Source organism: Campylobacter ureolyticus (assembly GCF_027277485.1).
In the GTDB taxonomy this organism is placed as follows: Bacteria; Campylobacterota; Campylobacteria; order Campylobacterales; family Campylobacteraceae; genus Campylobacter_B; species Campylobacter_B ureolyticus_B.
The window spans coordinates 47,589-64,731 of sequence record NZ_JAPXGQ010000003.1; the positions used below are offsets into that span (position 1 = coordinate 47,589).

Annotated in this window: 20 protein-coding genes; 15 read left to right on the forward strand and 5 right to left on the reverse strand. The window is 29.3% G+C overall.

Annotated features, from left to right (window positions below; all coding sequences use genetic code 11):
* The first annotated feature begins 104 nt into the window (after positions 1–104).
* The 3 genes from petA to O6B72_RS02205 are packed head-to-tail and all read left to right on the forward strand — an operon-like array spanning position 105 to position 3,010.
* Positions 105–605: a ubiquinol-cytochrome c reductase iron-sulfur subunit gene (gene petA, locus O6B72_RS02195; RefSeq protein ID WP_016646661.1), complete on the forward strand. Its 501-nt coding sequence runs from the start codon at positions 105–107 to the stop codon at positions 603–605.
* Between the two features lie 10 nt (positions 606–615).
* A complete protein-coding gene (locus tag O6B72_RS02200) occupies positions 616–1,875 on the forward strand; it encodes a cytochrome b (protein ID WP_258298795.1) in 1,260 nt (419 codons plus the stop codon).
* A gap of 1 nt (position 1,876) precedes the next feature.
* Positions 1,877–3,010 carry a c-type cytochrome gene (locus O6B72_RS02205; protein WP_269492077.1) on the forward strand — a complete coding sequence of 378 codons (1,134 nt, stop codon included), beginning with the start codon at positions 1,877–1,879 and terminating at the stop codon, positions 3,008–3,010.
* A gap of 142 nt (positions 3,011–3,152) precedes the next feature.
* Here O6B72_RS02205 and mnmG read toward each other — a convergent pair whose 3' ends face one another.
* Complete coding sequence (gene mnmG / locus O6B72_RS02210) at positions 3,153–5,033, reverse strand: tRNA uridine-5-carboxymethylaminomethyl(34) synthesis enzyme MnmG (protein ID WP_269492078.1); 1,881 nt, start codon at positions 5,031–5,033, stop codon at positions 3,153–3,155.
* Between the two features lie 104 nt (positions 5,034–5,137).
* Between mnmG and bioB the strand changes: the two genes are divergently transcribed.
* The 12 genes from bioB to O6B72_RS02270 all read left to right on the forward strand — a co-directional run bounded on the left by bioB (position 5,138) and on the right by O6B72_RS02270 (position 15,357).
* Positions 5,138–6,103, forward strand: coding sequence for a biotin synthase BioB (bioB, locus tag O6B72_RS02215; protein WP_269492079.1), 966 nt, complete (start codon positions 5,138–5,140; stop codon positions 6,101–6,103).
* Positions 6,104–6,123: 20 nt separating this feature from the next.
* Positions 6,124–6,741: a riboflavin synthase gene (locus tag O6B72_RS02220; protein ID WP_269488071.1), complete on the forward strand. Its 618-nt coding sequence runs from the start codon at positions 6,124–6,126 to the stop codon at positions 6,739–6,741.
* Positions 6,705–7,418 carry a peptidoglycan editing factor PgeF gene (gene pgeF, locus O6B72_RS02225; protein WP_269492080.1) on the forward strand — a complete coding sequence of 238 codons (714 nt, stop codon included), beginning with the start codon at positions 6,705–6,707 and terminating at the stop codon, positions 7,416–7,418. The genes O6B72_RS02220 and pgeF overlap by 37 nt, the downstream gene beginning before the upstream one ends.
* 117 nt (positions 7,419–7,535) lie before the next feature.
* On the forward strand, positions 7,536–8,327 hold the full coding sequence (gene rpsB / locus O6B72_RS02230) for a 30S ribosomal protein S2 (RefSeq protein WP_050335510.1): 792 nt from the start codon (positions 7,536–7,538) through the stop codon (positions 8,325–8,327).
* On the forward strand, positions 8,327–9,376 hold the full coding sequence (gene tsf / locus O6B72_RS02235) for a translation elongation factor Ts (protein ID WP_050335509.1): 1,050 nt from the start codon (positions 8,327–8,329) through the stop codon (positions 9,374–9,376). Before rpsB ends, tsf begins: the two co-directional genes overlap by 1 nt.
* A 7-nt stretch (positions 9,377–9,383) precedes the next feature.
* Positions 9,384–10,028, forward strand: coding sequence for an ABC transporter ATP-binding protein (locus tag O6B72_RS02240; RefSeq protein WP_269492081.1), 645 nt, complete (start codon positions 9,384–9,386; stop codon positions 10,026–10,028).
* An 88-nt stretch (positions 10,029–10,116) separates the two neighbouring features.
* A complete protein-coding gene (locus O6B72_RS02245; RefSeq protein WP_269492082.1) occupies positions 10,117–11,421 on the forward strand; it encodes a hypothetical protein in 1,305 nt (434 codons plus the stop codon).
* A 3-nt stretch (positions 11,422–11,424) separates the two neighbouring features.
* Positions 11,425–12,036 carry a guanylate kinase gene (gmk, locus tag O6B72_RS02250; protein WP_269492083.1) on the forward strand — a complete coding sequence of 204 codons (612 nt, stop codon included), beginning with the start codon at positions 11,425–11,427 and terminating at the stop codon, positions 12,034–12,036.
* A 17-nt stretch (positions 12,037–12,053) separates the two neighbouring features.
* Positions 12,054–12,263 carry a Sec-independent protein translocase subunit TatA/TatB gene (locus O6B72_RS02255; RefSeq protein ID WP_018712766.1) on the forward strand — a complete coding sequence of 70 codons (210 nt, stop codon included), beginning with the start codon at positions 12,054–12,056 and terminating at the stop codon, positions 12,261–12,263.
* A 5-nt stretch (positions 12,264–12,268) separates the two neighbouring features.
* Positions 12,269–13,864, forward strand: coding sequence for an arginine--tRNA ligase (argS, locus tag O6B72_RS02260; protein WP_269492084.1), 1,596 nt, complete (start codon positions 12,269–12,271; stop codon positions 13,862–13,864).
* Positions 13,865–13,867: 3 nt separating this feature from the next.
* The gene (gene cmeU / locus O6B72_RS02265; protein WP_269479784.1) at positions 13,868–14,101 is read left to right on the forward strand and encodes a CmeU family protein; all 234 of its coding nucleotides are present in this window, start codon (positions 13,868–13,870) and stop codon (positions 14,099–14,101) included.
* The gene (locus O6B72_RS02270; protein WP_269492085.1) at positions 14,098–15,357 is read left to right on the forward strand and encodes a hypothetical protein; all 1,260 of its coding nucleotides are present in this window, start codon (positions 14,098–14,100) and stop codon (positions 15,355–15,357) included. Before cmeU ends, O6B72_RS02270 begins: the two co-directional genes overlap by 4 nt.
* Here O6B72_RS02270 and O6B72_RS02275 read toward each other — a convergent pair.
* The 4 genes from O6B72_RS02275 to ribA are packed head-to-tail and all read right to left on the reverse strand — an operon-like array spanning position 15,350 to position 17,056.
* Positions 15,350–15,733, reverse strand: a complete 384-nt coding sequence (locus tag O6B72_RS02275) for a hypothetical protein (protein WP_101636975.1) — start codon at positions 15,731–15,733, stop codon at positions 15,350–15,352. The two genes, O6B72_RS02270 and O6B72_RS02275, sit on opposite strands and share 8 nt — an antisense overlap.
* 3 nt (positions 15,734–15,736) lie before the next feature.
* Complete coding sequence (locus O6B72_RS02280; protein WP_101636973.1) at positions 15,737–15,937, reverse strand: PP0621 family protein; 201 nt, start codon at positions 15,935–15,937, stop codon at positions 15,737–15,739.
* Positions 15,930–16,496: a 16S rRNA (guanine(527)-N(7))-methyltransferase RsmG gene (gene rsmG, locus O6B72_RS02285; RefSeq protein WP_258298801.1), complete on the reverse strand. Its 567-nt coding sequence runs from the start codon at positions 16,494–16,496 to the stop codon at positions 15,930–15,932. The genes O6B72_RS02280 and rsmG overlap by 8 nt, the downstream gene beginning before the upstream one ends.
* Entirely contained in the window at positions 16,493–17,056 is a 564-nt protein-coding gene (gene ribA / locus O6B72_RS02290; protein WP_050335490.1) for a GTP cyclohydrolase II, read from the reverse strand. The genes rsmG and ribA overlap by 4 nt, the downstream gene beginning before the upstream one ends.
* Between the last annotated feature and the right edge of the window lie 87 nt (positions 17,057–17,143).

Genomic DNA, 17,143 nt, shown 5'->3' on the forward strand with positions numbered 1-17,143 from the left:
TGCTTAAAATTAAACTAAAAATTTACTCAAATGTTTATAAATTATTATAATTTAATAATTATTTAGATAAAATCAATCAATCATTATTTTACGAAAGGATAAGAATGTCTATAGAAAATAAAAAAAGAAGAGATTTTATAGGACTTTCTTTTACTGCGGTTGCAGCAGTTGGTGGGCTTGCCGGACTTGTAGCCATGAAAAAAACCTGGGATCCGCTTCCAAGTGTTAAAGCTGCAGGTTTTACAACAGTTGATTTAAGTGCTGTTGTAGAAGGGGAGCTTTATCAAACCCAGTGGAGAAAAAAACCTATTTTTATACTTAAGAAATCATCTGATATGAAACCTGATGATTCTAGGGATGTTGTAGTTGGAGATGCTAGATATACAGTTTGTATCGGGCTTTGTACGCATTTGGGTTGTATTCCAAGCTTTAAAAATAACCAATTTATTTGTGCCTGTCATGGTGGGCTTTTTGATGCCAGTGGAAATGCAACTTTTGGACCACCACCTCGTGGACTTGATATCCCTCCATTTAAGATAGAAGGAACAACTTTAGTTTTAGGCGAAGTTGGGCCTGAGTATGAAAAACTTGTTGGTAAAGCATAAGGAGGATTAGATGGCGAGAATTAGAAAAGCTACTAGTCTTGGTGATTGGTTTGACCAAAGACTAGCTATAAATAAGTTTTGGAAAGTTATGGTTGCTGAGTATTGGATACCTAAAAATATCAGCTTTCTTTGGGCTATGGGAGTTATCCTTTTAGCGCTTTTTGTTCTTTTGATAATAAGCGGTTTAATGCTAATGTGTTATTATAAGCCAGATACTATGCTTGCATTTGATAGTGTTAATAAAACAATTATGCAAGAAGTGGAGTATGGATGGCTTTGGAGGCATATGCACGCAATAGCTGCTTCAGTTACATTCTTAATCATATATATTCATACACTAACAGGAATTTATTACCGCTCTTATAAGCAAGGCAGAGAGATGATTTGGATAAGTGGTATTATACTTATGGTTGTCTTTTCAGCCGAGGCATTTAGTGGATATATGCTTCCTTGGGGGCAGATGAGCTATTGGGCAGCCCAGGTTATAACTCAACTTTTTGGTGGAATTCCATTTATTGGAGATGCTGTTGTTGAGTGGATGAGAGGAGATTATGCAGTAAGTGACCCAACTTTAACAAGATTTTTTATGCTTCATGTTTGTTTGCTTCCACTTGTTGTTATAGTTGCTTTAGCACTTCACTTTTATGCTTTAAGATTTCCACATGTAAATAACTTAACAGGTGAGGAAATAGATTTTGACTTAGAAGCTGAAAAATACTTGGAAGGAAAAACAAAAGAGAGTAAAGTTATTCCGTTTTGGCCTGGATTTTTAGCAAAAGACTTTTATTATGTTTCTATATTTATGGTATTTTTCTTCTACCTTGTAGGATTTAATTTTGGCTTTGCAATGGATCCTATAAATTTTGACCCAGCAAATAGCTTAAAAACACCACCGCATATATATCCTGAATGGTATTTTTTATGGGAATATGAAATTTTAAGAGGATTCTTCTTTGATGTCGGACCTTTAAAAGCTGCCGATATTGGACTTATTGCGTTTGCTTTTGCTATGGTTTCATTAGCATTTATTCCATGGCTTGATAGAAGTAATGTTGTGGCTCCCGCCCACAAGAATAAAGGATTTTTTGTATGGTTTTGGGTGCTTTTAGTTGATTTAATACTTTTAAGTATTTTTGGTAAATTACCTGCTGATGGCTTTACTTTTGGAATTGCAAATACTTATATAGGTTTTGTCCTATCAATGCTTTATATTATTCTCATCCTAGTTGCATTGCCGCTTGTAACTATCGCAGAAAGAAAAAGGGGTTAAGATGAAAGGGTTAAAACCATTATTAGTAGTTATATTTTTTACACTATTGTTGTATTGGGGGATAGAGCCTTACGCTCATTCAAAACTTAATCCACATGTTGATCCAGCAAATTATGATTTTGCGGTTGAAGATATAACTTTAGCAAAAACTAATGTTAAAAAAGCAGAAGAAAATGTTAAAAAAGCAGAAAAATCAGGTCTTGAAGATATGATAAAAAATGCAAAACTTGACCTTGATAATGCTAATTCAAATTTAGACAAATATAGTGCTTTTTGGGATGAGATAAATCAAATAGATTTAACAAAAGGTGATGCCGCGACTGGTGCAGAAACATTTTTAATGGCTGGATGTACAGCATGTCACGGTGTTGAGTCAGCCGGTATGCCAGCTCCACTAGGTGCAATGGATGCAAGTCAAGCTTATGGAGTAAATCCACCTGATTTAAGTATGGCTGGTAAGATTTTTGATGATAAATTTTTAGCAGCACTTATTAAAGATCCAGTTATGGCTCAAAAGCTAGATCATAAATTTGGTGATGAAGTCCCTTATCCAATGCCTGGATTTTTCGGCGTAGGTGGTGACATTAATCAAGAATTAGCTGATATTGTTGCATACTTAAAATCAATCGTTCCAAGCGATGATGGCATAGTAGAACTTTATGCAAATAAAATGGTTGCAAAAGGGGAATTAAATGAAAATGACAAGACTAAATTTATAGATGGTTTAAATAAAAATGATAAAGAAAATATCATAAATAAAGTAATCTATGCAGATGCTTGTCAAAGATGTCATGATATGAAATATGATGATGTTTATGCCGATGGAGATAAATTAAGTATTGCAGCATACCTTGGCTCAACTCCACCTGATCTTTCTATGTATATAAGATCAAGAAGTAAAGAATTTTTACATAACTTTTTGAATGATACTCAAAAAATGCTTCCAGGAACTGCTATGCCAAGAGTTGGTTTAAATCAAGAAAGTGAAGCTAAAGTTATAGAATATATGGAAAATATTGGAGATAGTAAAAAAGCTGAAAGAGAAAGCTTATCTATTTACATAATGATATATTTTGTGATACTTGCTGTATTTGCTGGACTTTGGAAGAGAAAAGTTTGGTCAAATCTCCATTAAATTAAAATTTACCGCTTAAAATAGCGGTAAATTTTTTCTACTCAAAATTTAAATTTATAATAAAAAGTCTCTTGTTCTAAATTATTTTCTACTTGTAATTTAAGAAAATCACAAGTAAAAAATTTATAATAAAAAATTTATTTTATATATCTTTGTGAGAGTTATTTTTTCTACTTTGCATTTTTATATAAATATGGAGTAGGTCAATTGCTGCTGGAGTTATACCGCTAATTTCACTTGCTGCAAATAAAGTTGGTGGATTAAATTTATTTAGCTTTTCAACTACTTCATTGCTAAGGCCTGAAATTTTTTTAAAATCTAAATCGCTAGGAATTTTAACATTTAACATCTCTTTCATTTTTTTAACTTCATCAAGTTGCATTTGAATGTAGAAATAATATTTACATTCTATTAAAATTTCCTCGCAACTTCTATCATCTAAATTTGCAAAGAAACTGTTAATTTGTTTTAATTTTTCTTTGTTAAAGCTTTTTCTAGCGACTATTTTTTGCCAAGTAACGATATTCGTTATTTTTTCTTCTCCAAGTTTTTCTAAAAAATTATTATTTTCATTTGATGGATTAAGTGAAGTATTGGTTAAAAAGTCCATTCCTTTTTTGACATTCTCTTTTACTTTTTGTGAAAAATTATAAATTTCATCATCTAAAAGCCCGATATTGTGTCCATATTTGCATAGTCTTAAAAATGCATTATCTTCTCTTAATAAAAGTCTATATTCAGCTCTACTTGTAAACATTCTATATGGTTCTTTTGTTCCTTTTGTAACAAGATCATCTATCATAACACCGATATAGGCTTCATCTCTTCTTAATATCAAAGGGTTTTTTTCATCAGCTTCAAGTGAGGCATTTATACCAGCCATAAGCCCTTGAGCTGCAGCTTCTTCGTATCCAGTTGTGCCATTTATCTGTCCAGCTAGAAAAAGTCCTTTTATCTTTTTTGTCTCAAGTGAGTGCTTTAATTCAGTAGGTTCAACAAAATCATACTCAATTGCATATCCGTGTCTTACAATTTTAGCATTTTCAAAACCTTTTATTGTTTTAAGCATTGCTTTTTGTACCTCAAATGGAAGTGAGGATGAAAGCCCGTTTATATAATATTCAGTTGCATCTTTTGTTTGAGGCTCAATGAAAAGGTGATGTCTATCACGGTCGCTAAATCTATTCACTTTATCTTCTATGCTAGGGCAGTATCTTGGTCCCACACCTGCTATTTGTCCTGTAAAAATTGGAGCTTTATCAAAATTTGCTCTTATTATTTCATGTGTTTTTTCATTTGTATAAGTTATATAGCAAGGAAGCTGTTTAGGATTGAAATTTTTTGTTCTTAGACTAAAAGGTTTTGGATTTTCATCTCCGCCTTGAATTTCTAAATCTTTAAAATCGATACTAGTTCCAAGAACTCTCGAACAAGTTCCAGTTTTTAATCTCCCCATGTTTAAGCCAAGACTTTTCAATGACTTTGATAAAGATTTTGAACTTAGCTCTCCAACTCTTCCTGCTTCAAGTTTATTTGTGCCAACATGAATTAGTCCGTTTAAAAAAGTTCCTGTTGTAATTATTAATTTTTTAGTATAGTAAATACTATCAAGATGAGTTTTTACGCCCTGTATTTCTCCATCTTTCGTTAAAATTTCAGTTGCAATTTCTTGGGTTACATCTAAATTTTTTGTGTTTAAAAGTGTATTTCTTTGATAAATTCTATATTTATCCATGTCAATTTGAGCTCTACTTCCTCTAACTGCTGGACCTTTGCTTTCGTTTAATACACGAAATTGAATACCACACTCATCAGTTGCTACACCCATCCAGCCGCCAAGAGCATCTATTTCTTTTACTAGGTGTCCTTTTGCTAAGCCTCCAATTGCAGGATTGCAGCTTGCTGCTCCGATTTGTTCTGCTAAAATCGTTATAAGAAGAGTTTTTTTACCCATTTTTGCAGCAGCCAAACATGCTTCAATTCCAGCGTGTCCACCACCTACGACTATTACATCATAATTCATTTTCTATATTCCTTTAAAATTAAAGCTTAGATTTTATCAAAATTTATGTTAATTTTATATAATGTGACTTCAATTTCAAACTAAAATATATAAAAGGAAAAATTTTGAGTTTTATTTCAGATTTGGCAAATTCAGTCATAAAAACAGAAGATATTACAAAAGAAGATGCTTTAAAGTTAGCCTGTAGCAGTGATTTAGAAGAGCTTTTAAAGAATGCCGATAACATAAGAAAACATTTTTGTAAAAACAATTTTAACCTTTGCTCAATCATAAACGCAAAATCAGGAAAATGTAGTGAAAACTGTAAATATTGTGCTCAATCAGCTCATTTCAAAACAAATTCACCAAATTACTCACTTTTAAACAATGATATAATTTTTAAAGAAGCTCTTAAATTTGAAGAAAAAGGTGTTCATAGATTTTCTTTAGTTATGAGCGGAAAAGGTGTAAAAGATAATTCAGACGAGCTTAATAGGCTTGAGGAAATTTATAAATACTTAACTAAAAATTCCAAAATCCATCTTTGTGGTTCTTTTGGTATAGTTAGTCTTGAAACTCTTAAAAAATTGAAAAATGCAGGGCTTAAAACATATCATCACAATCTTGAAACTTCAAGACGATTTTTCCCAAAAATTTGTTCAACTCACACTTATGATGATAGAATAAATACCATTAAAAACGCGAAATTAGCTGGACTTGATGTTTGTAGTGGAGCGATTTTTGGAATGGGAGAAAATTTGGAAGATAGAATTAATTTAGCATTTGATTTAAAAAAACTTAATGTTTCAAGTGTGCCTTTAAATATTTTAACACCAATAAAAGGAACTCCACTTGAGAATTTACCTCCATTACCAAAAGATGAAATTTTAAAAAGTATTGCAATTTTTAGATTTATTTTGCCAAAGGCTTATTTGAGGTATGCAGGTGGAAGAAATAATCTTGGTGAATTTGTAGAAACTGGGTTAAATGGCGGTATAAACTCAGCTTTAACGGGAGATTTTTTAACAACCAAAGGCGATGGCGTTGAAAATGATAAAAAGATGATTTTAAAAAATGGATTTGAAATTTAAAATACAAATTTGGAGAGAATATGTTTAATGGACTTATAAGAGAATTTGGTGAAGTTGTAAAATTTGATGGAAAAACTTTAAGTCTAAAATCTAGTTTAAAGCCAAATATAGGTGATAGCATTGCTGTAAATGGAGCTTGCTTAAGCGTCGTAAAAGTTTTTTATAATGGTTTTAATGTTGAGCTTAGTGATGAGAGTAAAAGTGTTTTGGCGGTTCAGAATTTAAAAGGCAAAGTTCATTTAGAGCCTGCTTTAAAGGTTGGTGATAGAGTTGATGGACATTTTGTACAAGGGCATATTGACGGACTTGGAGAAATTTATAAAATAACTACCTTAAAAAGTGGATTTGATTTTTTTATAAAACTTCCTTTAAATTTGATGCCTTTAATGGCAAACAAAGGAAGTGTTGCAATCGATGGTGTTAGTTTAACAATAAATGAAGTCTTAAAAGATGGCATAAGGCTTACTATCATCCCACTGACTATGAAAGATACACTTTTTGGTGAATATAAAGTAGGCAGAGTCGTAAATGTAGAAAGTGATCTTTTGGCAAGATATACAAAACGAATTTTGGGTTATAAGGATAAAAAAAAGGAACTTTCATGGGAAGAGATAGATCATATCTCAAGCCTTTATTAAATAATGATTTTGTAAATTTAGGCTTTACAAACATATTTGGAGGTGTTTCCAAAAAACCATTTGAAAGCTTAAATTTAGCTTCTCATGTCGGAGACATAGCAGAAAATGTTAGAAAGAATAAAGAGATACTACAAAATAATTTAGGTGTTGAAAAAATTATTTTTATGGAGCAAATTCACAGCGATAAAATAGAAATTCTAAAAATACATAACCAAATTTTGCAACCATGTGATGCCGTGATTACAAATTTAAAAAATATTGCACTTTGTGTTATGGTGGCTGATTGTATGCCAGTTATTTTATATTCAAAAAAATGCGTAGCTGCTGTTCATGCAGGAAGAAGTGGAGTTTTAAAACATATTATTTCAAAAACCATAAATTTAATGAAAGATGAGTTTAAAATAGATGAAATTTCACTTATTATAGGACCTTTTATACAAAAAAATTGTTATGAAATAGGTGATTTAGATTTAAAAGAATTTAATAAATTTGTAGTTTTAAATGATAAAAATAAAAGATGTTTTGATTTGAAAAGTGCAGTTTTAGATGAGATTAAGAATTTAAATTTGCACAATGTGAAAATTTCAAAAATTTGCACGCATTGTAATAAAAACTACTTTTCATACAGAAGAGATAAAATAACTGGAAGATTTGCAGGTTGGGTGTATTTAAAGTAAAATTAAGATATTTTTGATAAAATTAAGCCTTTATTTCACACACGCAAATCCTTATTTAGTTGCAAATTTGCTAAGGTGCGTGGAGGAAAAAAACTAAATATTTTTAAGGAGAAACTCATGATTACAATGAGAGATTTACTAGAATGTGGTGTACATTTCGGTCACCAAACAAGAAGATGGAACCCAAAGATGAAAAAATTTATCTTTGGAGAGAGAAAAGGCATTTATATTATAGATTTACAAAAAACTATAAGATATTTTAGACATACTTACAATATTGTAAGAGATGCTGCAGCTGAGGGAAAAACCATTTTATTTGTGGGCACTAAAAAACAAGCTGGCCAAACCCTAAAAGAATATGCTGAAAAATGTGGAATGCCATATGTAAATCATCGCTGGTTAGGTGGTATGCTAACGAATTTTGGAACTATTAGAAAATCAATTAGAAAGCTTGAAGTAATTGAGCAAATGGAAGAAGATGGTTCTGTTGACTTATTGACAAAAAAAGAAGCTCTAATGCTTAAAAGACAAAAAGATAAATTAATTGCTTATCTTGGCGGTATTAGAAATATGGAAAAACTTCCTGATATGATGTTTATAATTGATGTTGCAAAAGAAAAAATCGCCGTTCAAGAGGCTAATAGATTAGGTATTCCTATTGTTGCTCCGCTTGATACAAACTGTGATCCAGATCTTGTAACTTATCCAATTCCTGGAAACGATGATGCGATTAGATCAGTTCAATTATTTTGCAGTGAAATGGCAGAAGCAATCAATGAGGGCAAAGCTTTAAGAGATGAAGATGGTGAAGAAAAAGTTCCTGCAACACAAGAAGAAAAAGATGAAGTTTTAGATGAGGCTATGAATTTGGATGAAATTGATGTAGATGAAATGGAGGATAAAGAATAATGGCAATAACTGCAGCTATGGTAAAAGAGCTTCGTGAAACAACTGGAGCTGGTATGATGGACTGCAAAAAAGTCCTTGTTGAAACTAATGGCGACATGGAAAAAGCTGTTGCTATTTTAAGAGAAAAAGGTCTTGCAAAAGCAGCAAAAAAAGCTGATAGATTGGCTAGTGAGGGTCTTGCAGGTCTTATTATAAATGATAGTTTCACAAAAGCAAGTTTAATTGAAGTAAATTCAGAAACAGACTTTGTTGCTAAAAATGATAAATTTATTGCTTTAGTGGATGATACTTTAAAATTAATTCAAAATGATAATATCAAGGATTTAGACGAGCTAAATAAAGCAACTATAAATGGTGAAAATTTTGAAGAATATCTAAAATCACAGATTGCAACAATAGGTGAAAATTTAGTAGTTAGAAGATTTGCTACTATAAGCGGTGAAGCTATAAATGGTTATGTTCATTCAAATGGTAAAATAGCTGTGGCAATTGCTGCAAAATGTGGCAATGCTGATAAAGAAAAAGTAGTTGAGTTTTTGAAAAACTTAGCAATGCACGCTGCAGCAATGAAACCAAAAGTAATAAGCTATAAAGAGCTTGATCCAAAATTTGTTGAAGATGAGCTTATCGCTTTAAAAGGTGAGTTTGAAAAAGAAAATGAAGAGCTTGTAAGGCTTGGAAAAACACTTCATCATATTCCTGAATATGGTAGTAGGCTTCAAATAGATGAAGAAGCTATAAAAAAAGCAGAAAATGAAATAAAAGAAGAGCTTAAAAAAGAAGGAAAACCTGAAAAAATTTGGGATAAAATAATCCCTGGTAAGCTTGATAGATTTTTTGCAGATAACACTGTAATTGATCAAAGATGTACTCTTTTAGGTCAATTTTATGTAATGGATGACAAAAAAACAGTTGAGCAAGTTATAGAAGAAAAAAGTAAAGAGCTTGGTGATAAGATAGAAATTACTTCATATGTAAGAATTGAAGTAGGCGAGGGCTTAGAAAAAAAAGTTGATGACTTTGCAGCAGAAGTAGCAGCACAACTATAGGTTATATATGGAACTTTTAAAGAGTGTAGGATTAAAACATAGTTTTGACTACACTCTTTTTGAAAATTTAAACCTAACTCTTTTAAGTAAGCAGAGTTTAGCTATTTTGGGGGTTAGTGGATGTGGAAAATCTACACTTTTACACATTTTATCTACGCTTTTAGAGCCTGATGAGGGCGAGGTATTTTATAAAAATATCTCACTTTATTCACAGAATATAGATGAGAAATTAAAAATTAGACGACACGATTTTGGTATAATTTTTCAATCCCATTACCTATTTAAGGGTTTTAGTGCTTATGAAAATATTGAACTTTCTACAATTCTTACAAAGCAAAAAATGGATAATGAGCTTTTTAAAAAACTTAAAATTGAAAATATCTTAAATCAAAAAGTTGGAGAATTAAGTGGCGGACAACAGCAACGTGTTAGTATTGCAAGAGTACTTAGTAAAAAACCAAGTATTATTTTTGCTGATGAGCCTACTGGAAATTTAGATAAAGATACTGCAAATGATGTTATGAATACTTTATTCGATTATATAAAAAATACAAATTCAGGTCTTATTTTAGTAACTCACGATGAAAAAATCGCTTTAAATTGCGATGAAATTTATAGACTCGAAAATAAATTTTTAAAAAAAATTAATTAAAAAAATAAAAAACTTTATAAAACTAAGCAATTAATAATCAAATTTATCATAAAATATCATAAAATATATTATAGGAAGGAAGTGCCAAATGAAAATTTTACTAAAAAGTGAAAATCCAGCAGTTTTGTCAATAGTTGAAATTTGTTGTGAGAGAGCTGGTTTTGATAGACCTTATGCCAAGGATGATGGTGAGTTTGATTTGGTGATACAAGATTGTGATAAATTAGAAGATATAACTGATAATAAAGAAACTCTTTTTTTAATTCCAAGAAATTTTGAAAATGAGGTAGGAAATGTAAATTTCATTATAAAACCTTTTTTACCCACTGAATTAATTAAATTTTTAAAAGATTTTGAAAGCAAAACAAATTTTAATGAAAAAAAGTCTTCATTAAATACTGAAGAGAGTCTAAATGATAAAATTAATTCACTAGCGAGTGAAGAAAACTTAAACGATAAAACTATGACTTTAAAGAATGAAGATAAAGCAAATGAGCTTAAAGAAATCGGCTCTTTAATAAATGAAATCGACGAGATGGATAGTTTAAAAACAAATGACGAAACTCTAGAAGAAGATTCTTTGGACGAAAATAAATTAGATGATTTACTTAAAAATTTAGATGATGATATGCCTTTAGATGAGCTAGTCAATGAGCTTGATGTGAATATTGATAACGAACTTTCTTACAGTGAAGATAAAAAAGAAGAAGTAAGTGATTTTGAGATTAAACCCATTCCCATAGATAGTGAGTGCCAAGACGAAAATTTAGATGATGTAATAGAGAATCACGATAAAGAAAAAAAATTAGAGCAAGAAGAGTGCGAAGTAGAAAAAACAGAAGACAATAAAGAGCTTGCAACTATTCCATTGGTTATGCACAATGAAGAAGATTTGGAAGATGAAATTTCTAAAGAAGATGAAGAATCAAAAAATATAGAAGAAGTTTTGAAAAATGAAGATTTAAAGACTATTGATGAGCTTTCTTTTTTTGATGAATATGATGAAGTACAGCCACATAATCCCCCACTAACAGCTCTTGATATTGAGGAGCTTGATGATAGGTGTGATGATGATACAAACAACCAAGATTTTAAAGATGAAGAATTAAATAATTATGACATTGATGATGAATTTGAAATCAAATTTGATGAGTGCAGAAACCAAGATGAGAAATCTTGCGAAACAAAAGATGATGTTTGTAAAAATCAAGGATTCGTAGGTTTAAATGACCTATTAAATAAAAAAGAAAATGAAATTTCAAACGAAAGTCTTAAAAAAATTGCCAAGAAAGAGATGGAAAAAGAACTTGAAGAAGCTTTAAAAAATGGCAAATTTAAAGAGATTTTTAAAGATATGCAAATTAAAATAAAAATTTCTTTCAAAGAAGACTAATAAGTGAAAAAAGCGATAATAATATCAGGACCAAGTGGAAGTGGAAAAAGTTCACTTATAAATAGGCTTTTAGAAGATGAAAAAGATATCTATTTCTCTATCTCGAGCACTACAAGAAATATTAGAGAGGGTGAAAAAGATGGAGTGAGTTATCACTTCATAAGTGAAGATGCCTTCAAAAAGGGTATTGAAAATGGTGAGTTTTTAGAATGGGCTCTTGTTCATAAAAATTATTATGGAACATCTTTAGTGCCAGTTCAAAAAGCATTAAGTAGTGGTAAATTTGTTATTTTTGATATAGACGTTCAAGGTTTTAAACTCGCAAAAGAGCGCTTAAAAGATGATATAGTTTCTATTTTTATAACAACTAAAAATAAGGGCGATTTAAAAAATAGACTTATCAAAAGAGGAACTGACTCAAAGGAAGACATAGAGCGAAGAGTTATAAATGCAGCAACTGAGATGGAACATTTAAACGAATATGATTATCTTATAATAAATGATGATTTTAATGAGTCTTATAAGGCTTTAAAATCAATATTTAACGCTATTAGGTATAATACTAAAAATTTAGAGCTTAGTGATATTATTGACAATTGGATATATGAAAATTAATTTTTAAGGAGAATGGTATGGTTAGTATGCAACAATTATTAATTGTTTTAATAATTATAATTTTGCTTTTTGGTGCAAAGAAAATTCCAGAACTTGCAAAAGGCGTTGGACAAGGAATAAAGGTTTTTAAAAAAGAGATGGAGAGTGAAGAAAAAACTGAAAAAGTTGAAGCTCAAAAAGACGAAGTTAAAAAAACTGATGAGATAAAAGAAGAAACAAAGGCTTAATAGTTTTGAAAGATATAATTTTCGACAAAATAAAAGAAATATTAAAAAAAGACTTTGTTTTAGAAAAGCCAAAAGATAAAAACTTAGCTCATTATGCTACACCTTTAGCTTTTTCTTTAGCAAAAGAATTTCGTAAATCACCAAAATTAATAGCTGATGAGCTTGCGTTAGAGTTTAACAATAGTGATATTTTTACAGCTAGTCCCCTAAATGGATATTTAAATTTTCGCTTAAAGCCTGAATTTTTAGATAAGCTTGCTACAAATGCTTTAAATTCAGGCAAAAACTTTGCAGAAGGTAAAGATAAAAAGGAAAAAATTTTACTTGAATACGTGAGTGCAAATCCAACAGGTCCTCTTCATATAGGTCACGTAAGAGGGGCTGTTTACGGAGATACATTAGCAAGAGTTGGAAGATATTTAGGATATGATATCACAACCGAATATTATATAAATGATGCTGGAAATCAGATAAACATGCTTGGGCTTTCTATATTTATAACAGGCGCAAATAAATTTTTAAACGCTAATTTAGATTTTGAAGAAAATTGCTACAAAGGTGATTATATAGAAAATTTATCAGATGAGGCCTTAAAAGAGTTCGGAAAAGATATTTTTAAAGATAGGCAAAATATAGAAAAATTAAGCCTTTGGGGAAAAGATAAAATGCTTTTGCTAATAAAAGATAATCTTTTAAAGGCTAATATTAAAATTCAAAATTGGGTTAGTGAAAAAAGTTTTGAAAATGAGCTTTTTGATACTTTAGATTGCCTTAAAAAAAATGGCGGAGTATATGAAAAAGACGGTAAAATTTGGATAAATTCTAGTGCACTTGGTGATGAAAAAGATAGAGTCATTATAAGAGAAGATAAACGACCTACTTATTTAGCAGGCGATATTGTCTATCACTACAATAAATTTAAAAGAGGATATGATCACTATATAAATATTTGGGGAGCTGATCATCACGGCTATATAAAAAGAGTAAAGTCAAGCATTCATTATCTTGGATTTGATGAAAATAAGCTTGAAGTTATTTTGGCGCAAATGGTTAGCCTTTTAAAAGATGGTGAAACTTTCAAGATGAGTAAAAGAGCCGGAAACTTCATACTTATGAGTGATGTTTTGGAAGAAATTGGAAGTGATGCTTTAAGATTTATATTTATAACTAAAAAGTGTGACACGGCTTTAGAGTTTGATGTTTCAGAACTTAGTAAAGAAGATAGTTCAAATCCTATATTTTATATAAATTATGCCCATGCAAGAATTCATCAAATTTTTGCAAAAAGTGGAAAAAAAATAGACGATATAAAAGAAGCTAGTATTTTAAATTTAAATGACGAAGCTTTAAATTTATTATTTGAAGCACTTACTTTAAATGAAGTTTTAGAAGACGCATTTTTAAGTAGAAATTTGCAAAAAATTCCTGATTATCTTAAAAATATAGCTTCAAATTTTCATAAATTTTATAATGAAAACAGAGTTTTAGGCAGCGACAATGAAGATGCTCTTTTAAAAGTTTTTGCTGTTGTGGCACTTTGTATAAAAACTGGCTTGTCTTTGATGGGAATTGAAGCTAAAAATATAATGACAAAGGAATAAATTTTGCAAAAAGAAGAAAAAAAAGAAGTTGTTAAAAAACTAAGGGAGTTATTTAGCTCAAGAGATGAGTTTTTTAACTATCTCGATTCTAAAGCTTCAAAGATACCAAATACAGATGTTTTAGATTTTGGAGACAATAAAGAATTAAAAGAAATTTATGCAAAATTTTACTCCTATGATTACTCTATAAGAAAGCTTTTGCCTTATCTCTATAAGGCTTATGAAATAAAAATATGAAAATTATTTTAATTTTATTTTTAGGTATTTTTCCTATTTTTGCAAGCACTCTTGAAATTTATAGTGATAAAGCCATACTTACAAAAAATATTAAGGAAAATAGTTTTATAGTTCCTTTCGAGCTTGATCAAAAAGATCTTAGTATAAACTCTAATTGCAATATAGAGGAGATAAGTTTTGGAAACAAAATAGAAGATGAAATCTCTTTAAAAAAACAGAGTTTACAAAATAAGTTAAAAGCACTAAAAGATAGTTATGAAATTATAAAAAACTCAAATTTAAACACTATAAATGACATAAAAAATTTAAGTGGCATTTTAAATGATAGCCTTACATCTCAAGCTGAGATTTCAAAAGAGATTGATAGTTTATCAAATGAACCAGCTTTTTATACTAAAAAAGTTACAATAAAACAAAGTTGTAAAAACCCAAAAACAACTATAAGCTATCCACTAAATGATGCCTTGTTTAAAACTTTAAATAGTGTAAATTTTAAAGATGGTAAAATTTCCATAAAACAAAGTTTAATAATTTCAAATTTAAAAGAAAACTTAGATGATGTTTTTATAAAAATCTATCCATATAGTGTAAAATCAAGCAAGACTCCTGGAAAATTTACACCTACTTTTATATATAGCGAGGAAACAACGAAAGTTTTCGATGCACCAGCTACGATGAGTATAGCTAAAAATGATTCCTTAAAAGCTTCAAATTTAGAAGTTAGCCAAAATCAAAATAAAATTAATTTTTTTGAAATTTCAAAGCAGCACTTAAAAGCCCTAAAAGAAAATATCATTATTTTAAATAGCCAAGTATTGGATGCAAATTTAACAAACTATATTGATGCATATAGTGGCTCAAAAGCTTATATTGCTGCCAGTTTTAGTCCTAAAAATGATATAAATGAGGCTTTAACTCAGTTTTTTTTAAATGATGTTTTTGTGCAAAATTCCTATGAAAGCAAGATATCAAAAAATAAAATTTCAACTTATTTTTTTGGGCTTAATAATTTAATAGAGGTCTCAAAAGTAGATCTAAATAATAATGAAGCAAAATTTAATATAAAAAATAACTCATCAGTAGATCAAAATATAACTTTTGTAACAAAAATTCCAGTAAATGTAGAGGTTGAAATTTTGGGTGATTTAAATGGAAGTGCTGGTTCAAATGGCAAAATAGAAAAAAATTTTGTACTTAAAAACAATGAAGAAAAGGTTATAAATTTTGGCTATAAGGAGATTAAAACTTCTAAATAATATAATTTATAATGTTTTTATAAATTACGGCATCTACTTTTAGGTTTATAGCATTTAGCAGGTCCTTTTCATAATTTTCAATAATTATGGCTATTTTGCTATCAAAAAGATAAAACTCAGCTAATTTTACAACTTCTTTTGCTATTGAAATATTATTTTTTTCTATGATTATAAATTTGGCTTTTAGTGCATTTGCTAAAATAGCTTCATTTAAATTCCTAGCAATGACGCTAAAAGTTTTGCCATTGTCTTTAGCATTTTTTATAAAATCTTCATTGTACTCAAAAATTAAATTATCAAAATTTAAGATATTTTCAACTGTTTGAATTAAATTAAAATTCTTGTATTCTATTAGTTTATGTCCTATTATTTGCATATTTTATTCCTTGTTTATGCACTCTTTGCAGATATAATCTCCATTTTTTATAACGCTTTCTTTTATGTCGATAAAAGTACCACATTTTTTGCATTCTACAAAATTTTGTATTTTTTTATCGCTATTTTTTGGTCTTTGAAATCTTGGTAATATAAAAAAATAAATTATTGCTATGATAATTCCAAGCATTAATATTTTAGCCATTTTTCTCTCCTTTAAAAGTTAGAAATACTCTATTTTGATATCTGTTAAGTCTATAATCTTTTAAATTTTTTATCTCATTTTCTGCATTTGAGCCTTTGTATAGTAAAAATAAAGTTTCTTTGTTGTAAAAACCTTTACAAATTTCTAAAAGCAAATCAGCTCTCATTAAAGCTCTTGATGTTATTAAATCAGCTTGAAATTTAGTTTCATCTTCTATTTTTTTCGAGTGTATTATAACATTTTCAAGTTCTAGATTTATTTTTGCATATGTTAAAAAAGATGATTTTTTAACATTTGGTTCAAATAAATGCCATTTACAATCTTTCAAAACAAGAGCTAAAAAAATAGCAGGAAATCCAGCACCGCTTCCAACATCAATTGCTATTTTTGGCGAGTTTGTTATAAATTTAAGTCCATTTAGGCTATCTTGCATTACAAATTCTAAATTTTCATACTTTGTAAGGCTATGGATTTTATTAAATTTAGATAGAATTTTACCAAATTTTTCAGTTTTTTGTTTAAAATTTGAACTATGAATAATTTCATCAAGATTAGTCATAAAAGATGTCCCATTTGACTTTTTTTAACTTTTAAATACTCCTCATTATAACTATTTGGTTTAATTATTAGAGGAATTCTTTTTTCTACTTTTATAAAATGAAGCCCTTTTAATTTATCTGGATTATTTGTTAACATATTTATTTTATCTATTTTGTAGTGTTTTAGGATAAAATCTACAATTTCATAAGTTCTTTCATCTGCCCTAAAGCCAAGTTGATGATTTGCCTCAATTGTATCAAGACCTTTATCTTGTAAGGCATAGGCATTTATTTTATTAAAAAGACCTATATTTCGCCCTTCTTGTCTTAAGTAAATTACCATTCCACCATTTTTAGAAATGTATTCTAAACTTTTTTGAAGTTGTTCCCCGCAGTCGCATTTAAGACTTCCAAGAGCATCTCCTGTTAGGCATTCTGAGTGTATTCTTACATTTACAATTTCGTTTAATGGCTCTTTTAAAATAACCAAATGTTCTTTTTCATTTTCTTTAAAAGTTTGCACTTTGAACTCGCCAAATTTAGTTGGTAAATTTGCTAAATTTGAGATTTTTATATCCATTTTTATCCAATCATTTGAAATTTAAGCTTGCATTATACCTAAATTTGACAGGTCTTTTATAATGAAATTAAAATATTAAAATTAAAT

What these genes read in the sequence shown, in the direction of transcription:
- petA (WP_016646661.1), top strand. Translation starts at nt 105, where the DNA reads ATGTCTATAGAAAATAAAAAAAGAAGAGATTTTATAGGACTTTCTTTT.
- O6B72_RS02200 (WP_258298795.1), top strand. Translation starts at nt 616, where the DNA reads ATGGCGAGAATTAGAAAAGCTACTAGTCTTGGTGATTGGTTTGACCAA.
- O6B72_RS02205 (WP_269492077.1), top strand. Translation starts at nt 1,877, where the DNA reads ATGAAAGGGTTAAAACCATTATTAGTAGTTATATTTTTTACACTATTG.
- mnmG (WP_269492078.1), bottom strand. Translation starts at nt 5,033, where the DNA reads ATGAATTATGATGTAATAGTCGTAGGTGGTGGACACGCTGGAATTGAA.
- O6B72_RS02220 (WP_269488071.1), top strand. Translation starts at nt 6,124, where the DNA reads ATGTTTAATGGACTTATAAGAGAATTTGGTGAAGTTGTAAAATTTGAT.
- pgeF (WP_269492080.1), top strand. Translation starts at nt 6,705, where the DNA reads ATGGGAAGAGATAGATCATATCTCAAGCCTTTATTAAATAATGATTTT.
- rpsB (WP_050335510.1), top strand. Translation starts at nt 7,536, where the DNA reads ATGATTACAATGAGAGATTTACTAGAATGTGGTGTACATTTCGGTCAC.
- tsf (WP_050335509.1), top strand. Translation starts at nt 8,327, where the DNA reads ATGGCAATAACTGCAGCTATGGTAAAAGAGCTTCGTGAAACAACTGGA.
- O6B72_RS02240 (WP_269492081.1), top strand. Translation starts at nt 9,384, where the DNA reads ATGGAACTTTTAAAGAGTGTAGGATTAAAACATAGTTTTGACTACACT.
- O6B72_RS02245 (WP_269492082.1), top strand. Translation starts at nt 10,117, where the DNA reads ATGAAAATTTTACTAAAAAGTGAAAATCCAGCAGTTTTGTCAATAGTT.
- O6B72_RS02255 (WP_018712766.1), top strand. Translation starts at nt 12,054, where the DNA reads ATGGTTAGTATGCAACAATTATTAATTGTTTTAATAATTATAATTTTG.
- O6B72_RS02270 (WP_269492085.1), top strand. Translation starts at nt 14,098, where the DNA reads ATGAAAATTATTTTAATTTTATTTTTAGGTATTTTTCCTATTTTTGCA.
- O6B72_RS02275 (WP_101636975.1), bottom strand. Translation starts at nt 15,733, where the DNA reads ATGCAAATAATAGGACATAAACTAATAGAATACAAGAATTTTAATTTA.
- O6B72_RS02280 (WP_101636973.1), bottom strand. Translation starts at nt 15,937, where the DNA reads ATGGCTAAAATATTAATGCTTGGAATTATCATAGCAATAATTTATTTT.
- rsmG (WP_258298801.1), bottom strand. Translation starts at nt 16,496, where the DNA reads ATGACTAATCTTGATGAAATTATTCATAGTTCAAATTTTAAACAAAAA.
- ribA (WP_050335490.1), bottom strand. Translation starts at nt 17,056, where the DNA reads ATGGATATAAAAATCTCAAATTTAGCAAATTTACCAACTAAATTTGGC.